Raw genomic sequence first — 12,723 nt, 5'->3', positions numbered from 1 at the left:
GGGCTAGGTTTCCGGGTTCGCTTCGGCCTCCGGGGGTTCGGGCAGGGTAATGAGTACCTCCTCGATGCGCCGGGTATTGACCGACATCGCCTGAAAGCGGTACCCCTCGTAGGCGATTTCCTCGCCTACCTCGGGGATACGCCCCAGGATCTCGAGGAGCAGGCCGGCCAGGGATTCTGCCTCGCCCTTGACGGGCTCGAAGACCGAGGTATTGATCTTGAGCACGCGGTAGACATCGTTGAGCATCGTCTTGCCATCGAAGACGTAATTGAGTGCGTCGATCCGCTGGTAAATGATCTCGTCGTCCTCGTCGAATTCGTCCTGAATATCGCCGATCACTTCCTCCAGAACGTCTTCGAGGGTGACGATCCCTTCGGTGCCCCCGTATTCGTCGACGACGATGGCCATATGGGTCTTCTCCGTCTGAAACTCCTTCAGCAGGTCGCTGATCTTCTTGTTCTCCGGTACGAAGAGTACTTCTTCGCGCACCAGCGGCATCCAGTCGAAGGTGCCGGCCTCGTGGCGGTGGCCGAGCAGGTCCTTGACGTAGAGGATGCCCTTGATCTTGTCGAAGTCTTCCTCAAAGACCGGTATGCGGCTGTAGCTCGACTCGCGGACCACGGCGATCAGCTGCTGGTAGTCGATCTTATGATCCACGGCGATCACGTCGCCACGGGACCGCATAATCTGTCGTACCGTGACGTTATTGAATTTGACGATGCGCTTGAGGATGTCCACGTCCTGCCGCGGCGCGTCGTCGTTGGGGTCGTCGGAATTGACCGTGAGGTCGATGGCCTCGTCGATATCCTCCTGGCTGGCGGCGGCGGCATCCAGGGTGTGGTTCTCCAGCCGCCGCTCGATGATGGACGCACCCTTGACCAGGCTGGACGCTAATGGGTGAAAGGCGCGCAGCATGAAGTTGATGGGGCCAGCCATGCGGGTGGCCAGCTGCACCTTGTTGTAGCTGGCGTAAACCTTCGGAGCCACCTCGCCGAAGAGAACGAGCAGGAAGGTGACGCCGATCACCGTAATGAGAAATCCGATGGCGCCGGTCAGGCCCGTCTCGGAGAAGCGCTGCATGAACTGCAGGTGCTCGTGGATGCCCCGCGCCCAGCTGGCGAAGAGGGCTTCCGGAAATACCTTACGGAGAATGATCTCCGATACCAGGACGATGGCAATATTGATAAAGTTGTTGGCGATCAGGATGGTCGCCAGGAGCAGGCGCGGCTTTTCGCGGAGCTCATAGAGCAGTTCGCGTACCGGGTTGTTGGCCTGCTCCATCTCCTCGTAGTCGTTGGCCGTAAGCGAGAAAAAGGCCACCTCCGAACCCGATACCAGGCCCGATAGCAGCAGCAGGACTACGATCACCAGGAACCCCAGGAAAATCTCGAGGCCGGTGCTGAGCAGCAGCAGGGAAGGGAATATATGCGATAACGAAGCCGTGGCGTCCAACAGTCGGAATTGGTCAGGCACAAAGATAGGACGCCGCGCCGAGCCCGCGCCATCAATCAGAAGGGGAGGTCGTCGCCGTCGGTTTTGTTCGCGCCGGGGCTGGCAGGAGCCCCGGTTTCCGCGGGGGCCGGGTTGCTGCCGGAGTCATCGCCGTCTCGCTTGCCGTCGAGCAGGCGAAAGTAGGAGGCCACTACCTCGGTGGTCTTGCGGGGGTTGCCTTCCTTGTCCTGCCACTTCCGGTGGGTCAGCTTGCCGTCGAGGTAGACCAGGCTCCCCTTGCGGAGGTACTGTTGCGCGCGCTCGGCCAGGTTGCGCCAGAGGATCACGTCGTGCCACTGCGTATCCTCCTGCCACTCCCCGGCGCGATCCTTGTAGTTTTCCGACGTGGCCAGACTGAATTTGGCCACCATGGCCCCGTTGCTGAGGGTACGGATTTCCGGGTCGGCGCCGAGCCGGCCCACTAGGGTCACTTTGTTGATCATCGCTTCAGGTTGAGGACCCGCAAAGCTACTCCCCGCGGGTGGGAACGGGAAGGGATTTCACCGATTTATTAAACAATTTGTAGGATTACAGGTCCAGCGTCAAGCGCTGGTCGCCCAGGTAACGGGTGATCACCCGCGGCAGCGCGTACGGTCCCAGCCCGTCGCGCGACACGGCCGTATAGTCATCGGGGACATCGTGCGGGGCCGGCCAGTACAGCCGGTGGAAGACCACCCCCAGCCGCTGGTGGGACAATTGATGGGTATAAGGCTTGCTGCGGCCCCGAACCTCCAGTTCCCGGAAGGGCAGCCAGGCGGGCCAGTTGTCCGCAGCAGCGAGTTGCGGCGGGCGCAGGTCCAGTGCTGCGCGTTCCACGAGGGGAAACTGGTAGAGGTGCTTCCAGATGTCGCGGTCCTCCCGGCGGTGCAGCAGGAAACGGCCCCGTGCGTCGGTCACGTGCAGGTAATGGAAGATGCGGTCCCGCCGGGCCGCCGCCTTGCCCTTCACCGGAAAATCCGGTACGGTGCCTTCCGCGCGGGCCCGGCAGCCTTCCGCTACGGGGCAGTGGGCGCAGTCGGGCGACTTCGGCGTGCAGACCAGGGCGCCGAAGTCCATAATTGCCTGGTTGAAGGCGGCGGCGGGGGCCTCTCCTAGCGCCCGGTCCACGAGCGACTGAAAGTGTTTCCGCCCCGGCCCGGTATCGATCGGGGTGGGATCGGCGGTGTAGCGGGCCAGGATACGGAAGACGTTACCGTCCAGGACCGCTACCTGTCGGTCGAAGGCGAAGGAAGCAACCGCCGCGGCCGTGTAGGGGCCTACCCCGGGCAGGGTCAGCAGCCCCCGGTAGGTGTCGGGAAAGCGGCCACCGTGGTCCGCGACGACAGTACGGGCGGCGCGTAGCAGGTTGCGGGCGCGGGAATAGTAGCCCAGTCCCTCCCACAGCTTCATCACGTCCGCGTCTTCGGCGGCCGCCAGTTGGGCAACGGTAGGGTAGGCCGCCAGGAACCGCTCGAAGTAGGGCCAGCCCTGGGCCACGCGGGTCTGCTGCAGGATGATCTCGCTGAGCCAGATGCAGTAGGGGTCACGTTCTCCCTTCCACGGCATCGGCCGGCGGTCCGGCGCGTACCAGGCCGTGAGGCCGTCGCGGAACAGGGACCAGTCGGGAGTAGTCATGAACAAAGCAATGGCCTACCGCGACGTTGCGGTAGGCCAAGGTAAAAAGACACGTGATAAATTAGTTGAGAGACTATAGTGACACATTGTTAAAAGTCGTACGTAACGGCTATGCTGGTTAGTCCTTTTCGCGCAGCTTACCGTAGCGACCGGCAATCTGCGACTTAAGATCCTTGCGGGCGAAGAAGATGCGGCTCTTGACCGTACCCAGCGGCAGCCCCAGGCGGTCGGCAATTTCCTGGTACTTGAAGCCCTGGTAGTGCATCAGGAAGGGGACCCGGGTCGAATCGTCGAGGGCGTCGATCATCACCGTCAGTTCCTTAATCAGGATGTTGCTGTCGGCCTGGTTTTCGATGGAGTGGCTGCCCGAATTCAGGTAGTACTGATTATCGGTATTGTCCATGATGGTGTTGGCCTTCACCTTCTTCCGGTAATTGTTGATGAAGATGTTCTTCATGATGGTGAAGAGCCAGGCCTTCAGGTTGGTGCCGGGGCGGAACTTGTCGCGGTTGGTGATCGCGCGAAAGGCCGTTTCCTGGTAGAGATCCTTGGCGTCCTCCGAGTTCTTGGTCAGGTTGTATGCGAAGGAGTGAAGCAGGGGCGATTGCTGATCAAACTGGAGGAAAAAGTCAAACTGAGTCATGGGCGAAGGACCGGGCTGGCCGTTTGTTAAACCAAATATAGCGTTTACTTATATAAAGTCGCAGCTGCGTTTTAGAATGATGTGATATGATTTCACAATTGTCGGCCAAATACCGGCCTGTTCTGCCAAATCAGCTGTCTTACACGAGAAAAACCGCTTTATGTCGCCCCATGTTCTGCATAATTTTCAGAAAAAAATGAAAGATAGCTATAAAAAGAAAGCCCGCCCCGGATATCCGGAGCGGGCTTTCTTTTGGGGCTTACGCGAGTGAGTTACTCCTCCACGTAGCGGACATCGTCGAACTCGGCGGCGAGTACCTTCAGCACGTGCATGATGGTCTCCTCCTCGAGGTCGGTACGCCGGACCAGATCTTCGGGGCTCGTATCGATCACCGAACGGGCAGTGTCGAGTCCGATGCTCTTTAGGGAGTCGATGACCCAGCCTTCGATTTCGTCGCTGAACTCGTCCAGGTCGACGTCGTCGATCTCTACCTCGTTGTTGCGGTATACGTCGATCTCGAAGTCGACCAGGCGGCTGGCCAGTTTAATGTTGGTACCCCCCTTGCCGATGGCCAGGCTGACCTGATCGGGCTCGAGGTATACCTTGGCGCGGCGCGATTCCATATCCAGGTCGATGTTGGAAACGCGGGCCGGCGTTAGTGACCGCTGGATGTAAAGGTTGGTGTTGTTGGTGTAGGGGATCACGTCGATGTTCTCCTGGTTGAGCTCCCGGACGATGCCGTGGATGCGCGAACCTTTCATGCCCACGCAGGCACCTACGGGGTCGATACGGTCGTCGTAGCTCTCTACGCTGACCTTTGCCCGCTCGCCGGGAATACGGACGATTCCCTTGATGGTGATCAGGCCGTCCTCGATCTCGGGGACCTCCTGCTCCATGAGCTTGGCCAGGAAGCGCTCGTCGGTACGGCTCACGATGACTACCGGGTTGTTGTTGCGCATTTCGACCTCCTTGATGACGCCGCGGACCATGTCGCCCTTGCGGAAGTAGTCGCCACGGATGGTTTCGGTGCGCGGCATGACCAGCTCGCGGCCATTGGCGTCGTCGATGACGAGTACCTCGCGCTTGAGGATCTGCTGCACTTCGCAGAGTACCAGTTCGCCGACGCGCTCGGTGTAGCTGCGGTAGATCTCGTCCTTCTCGAGGTCCATGATGCGGCTGATCAGGGTTTGCCGGGCGGCCATGATGCTGCGGCGGCCGAAATCCTTCAGGAAAAGCTGCTCGTAGCACTCTTCGCCGACTTCGTAGTCCTCGTCGATGGCGATCGCTTCGGAGTAGGAGATCTGCGAGAGTTCGTCGGTCACTTCCCCGTCGGGGACGATCATGCGTACGCGCCAGAGCTCGAGGTCACCCTTGTTGGCGTTGACGATGATGTCGAAGTTATCGTCGGTGGTGAATTTTTTCTTGATCAGGGTGCGGAACACATCTTCCAGTACCCGCACCATGGTGGGGCTGTCGATGCTCTTGCCCGAGCTGAATTCCTTGAAGGTGTCAACCAGGTTCATCATGGCTAGAAGGAGATTTTGACTATAGATTTTTTAATGGCGTCGGTGGCGATGCTGATGTCCTCCACGACGGTCTTTTTGCGCTTTCCGTCCTGGATGCGCTGCTTGGCTTCCAGGACGATCTCGGCGGGAGTGGCTTCCTTGAGGAGGCCGGTGTAGGTTTCCCCCTCGGTGGTTGTGACCTCCAGGGTGCGGCCTACGTTTTTCTGGTACTGCCGGTGGAACTTCAGGGGACGGTCCACGCCGGGGCTGCTTACGTTCAGGATATATTCCTCGCCGAGGGGCTTGGCCTCATCCAGGTAGCTTTCAAGATACCGACTAATACGTTGGCATTTTGCGAAGGTCATCCCGGAGTCGCTGTCGACGAAGACTTCCAATTTCTTGTTGGAGTGGTTCACGTCCACGACGAAGCAGTCCTGAAATTCCTCCTCGGTGGAGAAGTAAGTTTCCAGCAGATTGGTGATCGTTTCTTCCATAAACTTTTGCTTGGTACCGGCGGCCCTGCACCTGCGTCCGCGCCCGAAATCGGTGAGCAGGGACACAAAAAAGAGGGAACCTCACGGTTCCCTCTGTTGACGTTTTTACGGCCTTGTTTGGCAAAGATAACGTATTCGGTGCAAATTAGTTGTCTCCACGTTGCAGCCGCTCCCGCTGCCGGGGGACAACCACCCGATCGACCAGGTACCGCACGCCATTTTGGGTGCGAAGGTCTCCCTCGTTCAGTTGGACGGGGCGCGCGAATCGCGCATCCCGGATGAACAGGTGGCTCGGTGGAGGAGTAGGTTTGCAGGAGATCGGTGATCGTGTCTTCCATACCTCCTGCGTGGCATCGGTGGCCCGGCCCCCGCGCCCCGAAACGGGTAAGTACGCACACAAAAAAGAGGGGACCTCACGATCCCCTCTCCTAGCGTTTTTACGGCCTTGTTTGGTAAAGATGACGCGTATTCCACGGTTGCTGCATCCGTTGCGGACGAAGCCGGGAAACGCGCTTGCCGTTGCCTAGTCTTCCAGCTCCGGCAGCAGCACACCATTGATCAGGTGGATCACGCCATTGGTAGCCTGGATGTCGGTAGTGACGAAGTTGACCACCGTGCTGTCGGGGGTAATCAGGACGGGTGCGGTGTCCTCTTCAATGCTTACCGTCAGTTCCTGGCCGTTGAGGGTGGTGACATCACCGTCTACCAGGTCGGAGGACTGGACATTGCCGCTTAGTACGTGGTACAGCAGCACACTCTGCAGCTGATTACCGGTGAAGGTAGCAATGGTGTCCGCAGCGGCAGTGAACGCGGCATTGGTCGGAGCGAATACCGTGAAGGGGCCACTGGTCATAAGGTTGCCGGCCAGTCCCGCATTCGTAACGGCGGTGGCCAGGGAGCTGGTCTGTTCGGCTTTGGTCACGAAGTCGACCAGGTCCTGCATCTCAAGTACCTCATCGATGGCGTGGATTACGCCGTTGGTGGCGTAAACGTCCGTTGCGACTACCTCCGCGCTGCCGTTGACGGTCACGCTGTCGGGGTAGGATCCAAGCAGCAGCGAAAGGCGGGTGTCATCCGGGCCGGCGGTGCTCAGCGTGGTCTGGAAGGACTGACCGGACGGAATGCTGGCGGCGGGAATGGTTGTGCCCAGCACGTGGTACAGCAGCAGGTCGGTCACCTCATCGTCATTCAAGGTAGACAGGTCAAGGCTCGAAGCGGCGAAGGCTGCGTCGGTCGGGGCGAAAATGGTATAGTTGCCGGTATCCATCAGCACTTCGTCCAGTTCGACGCGCTCCAGAAGACTCAGTAGCGTAGTGAAATTACCAGCAAGCATAGCCCGATCCACCAGGGTCGGCGGCATCAGTATTCCGTCGATGGTGTAGTACACGCCGTTGACCGCTTCGACGGGACCGGCGGTAACGGTGGTCATACCGTTGAGGGTAAGGGTACTACCGTCTTTGTCGACGGTCAGGGGCAGGCTGATACCTCCGGGAACGGTGGCATTTCGGGTGTCGTACTCGGTACGGCCGTCGGGAATGTCCCCGTCCCGCAGAATCTGACCGACCAGGATGTGATAGGCCAGGATGTTGGAGAGTTCGGTATCGCTGATGGTGCCGAGGTCGATTCCCGCAGCCGCGAAGGCAGCATCATTGGGGGCAAAGAACGTCAGCCGCGCGGTGGGGCCGTCAAGGAACTGGTCCTGGCCGGTCCGCTGCAGGGCGGCCACGAGATTGGAAAATTCCGACTCACCCTCGAGAATGTCGGTGATCGTGCCGATTACGGGAACAATCGGTCCGTCGTCGTCTCCGCAGGAGGTGAATCCCAGAACGAGAGAGAGGAGGAATAGGGTTAGGAAGGTGCTTGATCGGATCATGAAAAAGTGGGTTAATGACTGGTGTGTGAAACGGGCTGACCGTTGTTTACGCTGCCCGTCAGGCCAATAATAACTTTTTAGTACTACTCTGCTGGCAAGAAATTTTCTGCCGGGGCGTCATATGACAAGACGTACGCCGGCCCCCGAGCGTTGGGGAGCACGGAAAATATTCTTGCCTGATTCAGTCGTGTTGTACGGCGGGCAGGTCCCAGTTGCGTCGGTCGCCCTCGCCGCGGTGGTAGCGGATGGCGTCCTGGATGGACAGGAAGTGGCTCTCTACTCCCATCCGTTCCATCATGCCCGACCGGTAGAGGAAATCGCGCACCGGCCCGATCATGCCGGTCAGGTAAAGGGCCACTCCGCGGTGGTGGAGCTTCTCGTGGAGTTGCTCGAGGGCGTGTAGCCCGGTGGTGTCGAGGTCGTTGATGGTGTGGCCGTCGAGGATCACCGCCCGCAGGCCCGTGCCGCGGGCCTCCACCATTTCCGTGATCCGTTCTCCGAAGTATTCCGCGTTGCCGAAGTACAGTTCGGCGTCGAAGCGGACGATCAGCAGTTCCGGATCGGTCTCGGCACCCTCGAATCGATTGACGTTGCGGAAGGCGTTGGTGCCCGCGATCCGTCCGAGCTCGGCCAGGTGGGGGCGGGCGGCCCGGAGAAACACGAAGGCCAGCGAAAGGGCCACCCCACCGGCAATGCCCCACTGCAACCCCGCGAAGAGCGTGAAGCCGAAGGTGACCAGCAGCACCGCCAGCTCCCGCGGCGCGAGCCGGTACAGGCGCCGCATCTCGGTCAGATCGAACAGCTTGCCGACCGAATACACGATGACGGCCGCCAGCATGGGAATGGGCAGGTAGTAGAAGAGGGGCGTAAGGAACAGCAGCACCACGACCAGCAGCACGAAGCTTATCAAGTTGGCCACGGCACTCCGCCCTCCACTCTCCTCCACAACCGCGGAACGGCCGAAACTGGCCGACGTAGGTACCGCGGAGAAGAAAGCCCCGGCTACCTTCGACAGGCCCAGGGCGACCAGTTCGCGGTTGGGCAGGATGCGGTAGTAGTTGTGGCGGGCGGCCAGCGCATTACCGATCGAGAGGGTTTCCACCATACTGATGAGGGCCAGCACCGCCGCTACCGGCAGGAGGGTAAGCAGGTCGCCTCCGACCGCGTCGAGTCCCACGAAAGGAGGCAGCCCCGCCGGTACCTCGCCCACCACCGCTATGCCGGCGAGGTCGAGGCGGAGCCCGTATACCAGCAGGGTAGCGGACACAATCCAGATCAGCATGACGGGCCACCGCGGCAGGTACCGCTTGCCGGCTACGAGCAGGGCCAGGGTGCCTACGCTCAGGAGGGCGGTCGGCCAGTGAAAACTGTCGAGATGAAGTGCAAACTGGTACAGGGTATCATGCAGGTAGGCGGTGCGCGGCATAGCGAGGCCAAAGAATGCCTTCAACTGGGAAGCCACGATCAGCACCGCCGCGGCCGATACGAAGCCCGACAGGACCGGTCGGCTCAGCAAACTCACCAGACCCCCCAGCCGCAGCAGGCCAAAGAGCAACTGGAGCGCCCCGGTAAGCAAGGCCAGTTGCAGCGCCAGGGTGATGTAGTCCGCGCTGCCGGGCTCGGCCATCGCCGAGAGACCGTTTAGCGTAAGCAAACTTGCCAGCGCCGTGGGTCCCACCGCTACGTGGGGCGAACTGGAGAGCAGCGTATATACCAGCAGCGGGACGAGCGCGGCGTACAGGCCGTACACCGGCGGTACCCCGGCTAGCAGACCGTAGGCCATGGCCTGGGGCACCAGCACGAAGGTGACCGTAAGACCGGCCACTACGTCGCGGCGAAGGCCACCGGAGCGGTAGTCGGAGGGGCGGGCGAACCACACGGACCGCCTACGCGTCGACGGACTCGGTAGCCAGAATGTCGGCTACCTTATCCTGTACGTTCACCAGCCGGTCGAAGCCACGGGCCTTCAGTAAGCTGCTGGCAATCGTGGAGCGGTAGCCGCTGCCGCAGTGAAGGTGGTAGGTGATGTCGGAGTCAAGCTCGCCGGTCGCGTGGGGCAGGCGGGAGAGGGGCAGGTTGGTGGCACCGCTGAGGTGGCCGCCGGCGTACTCGCTTTCCTTGCGCACATCGAGGACGTAGCTGGCCGCCTGCGGGTCAAAATCCGCCGCGGTGATGGTGTCGATGGTGTCGATCTCCCCCCCGTACGTGCGCCAGGCTTCCAGGCCGCCGTCCAGGTAGCCGAGGGCGTTGTCGTAGCCTACGCGGCTGAGGCGCTCCACGGTTTCGGCCTCGCGGCCCGGGTCGGTGACCAGCAGGATCGGCTGCTGCAGGTCGGGCACCAGTTCTCCCACCCAGGGGGCGAAGCTGCCGTCGATCCCGATGAAGATGCTGTTGGGGATGAACCCCTGCACGAAGTCCTCCTTGGATCGCACGTCCAGTACCAGGGCCATCTCGTGGTTGGCGACCTGCTCGAAGCGTTCGGGGTCCAGGGCTACCGCTCCCCGCTCCATCACGTCGCTGAAGGAGTCGTAGCCGGCCTTGTTCATCCGTACGTTCTCGCTGAAGTAGGCGGGCGGGGGGGCGAGGCCGGCGGTTACCTCGGCGACGAACGCTTCGCGGGTCATGTCCTTCCGCAGGGCATAATTCGTTTCCTTCTGGTTACCCAGGGTATCGGTGGTCTCGCGGCTCATTTTCTTGCCGCAGGCGGAGCCGGCCCCGTGGGCGGGGTAGACAACCACGTCGTCGGGCAGCACCATGATCTTGCGGCGGAGGCTGTCGTAAAGCAGTCCCGCCAGATCTTCCTTGGTCAGGTGCCCCTTTTTCTGTGCGAGGTCGGGCCGGCCTACGTCGCCGATGAAGAGGGTATCGCCGCTGAAGATCGCTTTTGGCGTACCCTGCTCGTCGAGCAGCAGGTAAGTCGTGCTCTCCAGGGTGTGCCCGGGGGTGTGCAGGACCCGGATGGTCAGGTCACCCAATTTGAACTCTTCCCCGTCCTCAGCCTCGTGCTTTTCGTAGTCGGTCTTGGCGCCGGGGCCGTAGACGATCTGGGCCCCCGTCTCCTTCGCCAGGTCGAGGTGGCCGCTCACAAAGTCGGCGTGGAAGTGGGTCTCGAAGATATACTTGATCGTATCCCCGGCCTCCCGTGCCTTCTTCACGTAGGGATCGGGACTGCGCAGTGGATCCACGATGGCGGCCTCGCCGTTACTGGAAATATAGTATGCGCCCTGGGCGAGGCAGCCGGTATAGATTTGCTCGATCGTCATGGGAATATCTGTTATATGAAGGTTCCTTCATATGACAAAAGGCGCGAGCCGGCCTTTGGTTGACTCCGGCGCTCATTCCACGTAGGGCGCCAGCCGCAGGCGCTGTCGTGCGGGGCGATCGGATACGGTAACCAGGCTGTTGCAGATTCCCTAGGGCACTTCCACTACGTTCAGCACCCGGCTGATGATATCCTCCTGCCGGATATTCTCTGCCTCCGCCTCGTAGGTCAGGCCGATGCGGTGCCGCAGCACATCCTCGCACACGGCGCGGACGTCTTCCGGCGTCACATAGCCGCGGCGTTCCAGGAAGGCCTGGGCCTTGGCGGCCAGGGCCAGGTTGATGCTGGCGCGGGGGCTGCCGCCGTAGTTGATCAGTGGCTTGAGGTCTTCCAGGCGGTAGGCTTCCGGTTCGCGGGTGGCGAAGACGATGTCGATGATGTAGCGCTCGATCTTGTCGTCCATGTAGATCTGCCGTACGGACTTCCGCGCGTGCAGGATATCCTCCGGCGTGGCCACGGCATTGATCTTTTCGAAGCCTTCGCCCAGGTTCCGGCGGATGATGATCTGCTCGTCCTCCCGGGTGGGGTAGCCGATATTGACCTTCAGCATGAAGCGGTCGGTCTGGGCCTCCGGCAGGGTGTAAGTACCCTCCTGGTCGATGGGGTTCTGGGTGGCGAGCACCAGGAAGGGCTCCTCGAGTTTGAAGGTATCCGATCCGATGGTCACCTGCCGCTCCTGCATGGCTTCCAGGAGGGCCGACTGCACCTTGGCCGGCGCGCGGTTGATCTCGTCCGCCAGCACGAAGTTGGCGAATACCGGTCCCTTCCGCACGCTGAAGTCGTTCACCGTCGGGTTGTAGATCATGGTACCCACAATATCGGCGGGCAGCAGGTCCGGCGTAAACTGGATACGACTGAAGTCGGCGCTCACCGTCTGCGCCAGGGTCTTGATCGCCAGCGTCTTCGCCAGCCCGGGTAGGCCCTCCAGCAGGATGTGGCCGCGGCTCAGCAGTCCCAGCAGCAGGCGGTCGATCATATTCTCCTGCCCCACGATCACCTTGGCGGTTTCTTTGCGGATGCGCTCCACGACTTCGCTGTCGGCGCGGATTTGCTGATTGAGGGCTTCGATATCTACACTGGCCATAGGGGTCTCATTTTGGGGCGGCGGGCCGCAGGTGCAAGGTAGATACGTTTGGGGGAATGGGGGTTGGGTTATCGGGTAGGCCCGGATTGAGCGCCTCCAGGCGCGATACCTACCCGAGCGAAGCGAGGGATGTAGGAAATGACAGCCCGTTTTCAGTTACCACGAAATTGGTTTGCTCGCACCCGCTAGGCTGCTGCGCGGCTTTTCGTGCATATAGTTCGCCCCTCGCTGCACTCGGGTGTGGATCGGGCGGGACGCCCTCAACCCGTGGCCCACCCGAGCGAAGCGAGGGGTACCCGTCTGCCGGGCAACGCAGCAATGCACCAATTCACTAGCGCACCAACCACCCCCCCCCAACCTCAACCCGCTACGCGGGTTCTCTTCCCCAAGAAGCATCATACATAGGGGGCCTTCAGTTTGGGGCGGCGGGCCGCAGGTGCAAGGTAGATACGTTTGGGGGAATGGGGGTTGGGTTGTCGGGTAGGCCCGGGTTGAGCGCCTCCAGGCGCGATACCTACCCGAGCGAAGCGAGGGATGTGGGAAATGACAGCCCGTTTTCAGTTACTACGGAATTGGTTTGCTCGCACCCGCTAGGCTGCTGCGCGGCTTTTCGTGCATATAGTTCGCCCCTCGCTGCACTCGGGTGTGGATCGGGCGGGACGCCCTCAACCCGTGGCCCACCCGAGCGAAGCGAGGG

10 protein-coding genes are annotated in these 12,723 nt (G+C 61.1%); all 10 read right to left on the bottom strand.

Going from position 1 to position 12,723, the window contains the following annotated elements:
* Positions 1 to 3 precede the first annotated feature (3 nt).
* The 10 genes from gldE to DQG19_RS15080 all read right to left on the bottom strand — a co-directional run bounded on the left by gldE (position 4) and on the right by DQG19_RS15080 (position 12,026).
* Positions 4 to 1,473 carry a gliding motility-associated protein GldE gene (gene gldE, locus DQG19_RS15125; RefSeq protein WP_232826534.1) on the bottom strand — a complete coding sequence of 490 codons (1,470 nt, stop codon included), beginning with the start codon at positions 1,471 to 1,473 and terminating at the stop codon, positions 4 to 6.
* A gap of 35 nt (positions 1,474 to 1,508) precedes the next feature.
* Complete coding sequence (locus DQG19_RS15120) at positions 1,509 to 1,934, bottom strand: single-stranded DNA-binding protein (RefSeq protein WP_116127124.1); 426 nt, start codon at positions 1,932 to 1,934, stop codon at positions 1,509 to 1,511.
* 85 nt (positions 1,935 to 2,019) lie between these two features.
* Positions 2,020 to 3,105, bottom strand: a complete 1,086-nt coding sequence (mutY, locus tag DQG19_RS15115; protein ID WP_116127323.1) for an A/G-specific adenine glycosylase — start codon at positions 3,103 to 3,105, stop codon at positions 2,020 to 2,022.
* 118 nt (positions 3,106 to 3,223) lie between these two features.
* Entirely contained in the window at positions 3,224 to 3,748 is a 525-nt protein-coding gene (locus DQG19_RS15110) for an RNA polymerase sigma factor (protein WP_116127123.1), read from the bottom strand.
* A 272-nt stretch (positions 3,749 to 4,020) separates the two neighbouring features.
* Positions 4,021 to 5,271: a transcription termination factor NusA gene (gene nusA, locus DQG19_RS15105; RefSeq protein WP_116127322.1), complete on the bottom strand. Its 1,251-nt coding sequence runs from the start codon at positions 5,269 to 5,271 to the stop codon at positions 4,021 to 4,023.
* A 5-nt stretch (positions 5,272 to 5,276) separates the two neighbouring features.
* Positions 5,277 to 5,747: a ribosome maturation factor RimP gene (gene rimP, locus DQG19_RS15100; protein WP_157974537.1), complete on the bottom strand. Its 471-nt coding sequence runs from the start codon at positions 5,745 to 5,747 to the stop codon at positions 5,277 to 5,279.
* Between the two features lie 523 nt (positions 5,748 to 6,270).
* Entirely contained in the window at positions 6,271 to 7,620 is a 1,350-nt protein-coding gene (locus tag DQG19_RS15095) for a fasciclin domain-containing protein (protein ID WP_116127121.1), read from the bottom strand.
* A gap of 181 nt (positions 7,621 to 7,801) precedes the next feature.
* Complete coding sequence (locus tag DQG19_RS15090) at positions 7,802 to 9,499, bottom strand: SulP family inorganic anion transporter (protein WP_116127120.1); 1,698 nt, start codon at positions 9,497 to 9,499, stop codon at positions 7,802 to 7,804.
* 7 nt (positions 9,500 to 9,506) lie between these two features.
* Positions 9,507 to 10,883 carry an MBL fold metallo-hydrolase gene (locus tag DQG19_RS15085; RefSeq protein WP_116127119.1) on the bottom strand — a complete coding sequence of 459 codons (1,377 nt, stop codon included), beginning with the start codon at positions 10,881 to 10,883 and terminating at the stop codon, positions 9,507 to 9,509.
* 150 nt (positions 10,884 to 11,033) lie between these two features.
* Positions 11,034 to 12,026, bottom strand: coding sequence for an AAA family ATPase (locus DQG19_RS15080; RefSeq protein WP_116127118.1), 993 nt, complete (start codon positions 12,024 to 12,026; stop codon positions 11,034 to 11,036).
* Positions 12,027 to 12,723 lie beyond the last annotated feature (697 nt).

The organism is Lewinella sp. IMCC34183 (assembly GCF_003390915.1).
Lineage (GTDB): Bacteria > Bacteroidota > Bacteroidia > Chitinophagales > Saprospiraceae > Neolewinella.
This window is presented reverse-complemented; position numbering and strand designations above follow the sequence as displayed.

Coding starts and splice junctions, on each gene's coding strand:
- DQG19_RS15120 (WP_116127124.1), bottom strand. CDS start 1,934: ATGATCAACAAAGTGACCCTAGTGGGCCGGCTCGGCGCCGACCCGGAA.
- mutY (WP_116127323.1), bottom strand. CDS start 3,105: ATGACTACTCCCGACTGGTCCCTGTTCCGCGACGGCCTCACGGCCTGG.
- DQG19_RS15110 (WP_116127123.1), bottom strand. CDS start 3,748: ATGACTCAGTTTGACTTTTTCCTCCAGTTTGATCAGCAATCGCCCCTG.
- nusA (WP_116127322.1), bottom strand. CDS start 5,271: ATGAACCTGGTTGACACCTTCAAGGAATTCAGCTCGGGCAAGAGCATC.
- rimP (WP_157974537.1), bottom strand. CDS start 5,747: ATGGAAGAAACGATCACCAATCTGCTGGAAACTTACTTCTCCACCGAG.
- DQG19_RS15095 (WP_116127121.1), bottom strand. CDS start 7,620: ATGATCCGATCAAGCACCTTCCTAACCCTATTCCTCCTCTCTCTCGTT.
- DQG19_RS15085 (WP_116127119.1), bottom strand. CDS start 10,883: ATGACGATCGAGCAAATCTATACCGGCTGCCTCGCCCAGGGCGCATAC.
- DQG19_RS15080 (WP_116127118.1), bottom strand. CDS start 12,026: ATGGCCAGTGTAGATATCGAAGCCCTCAATCAGCAAATCCGCGCCGAC.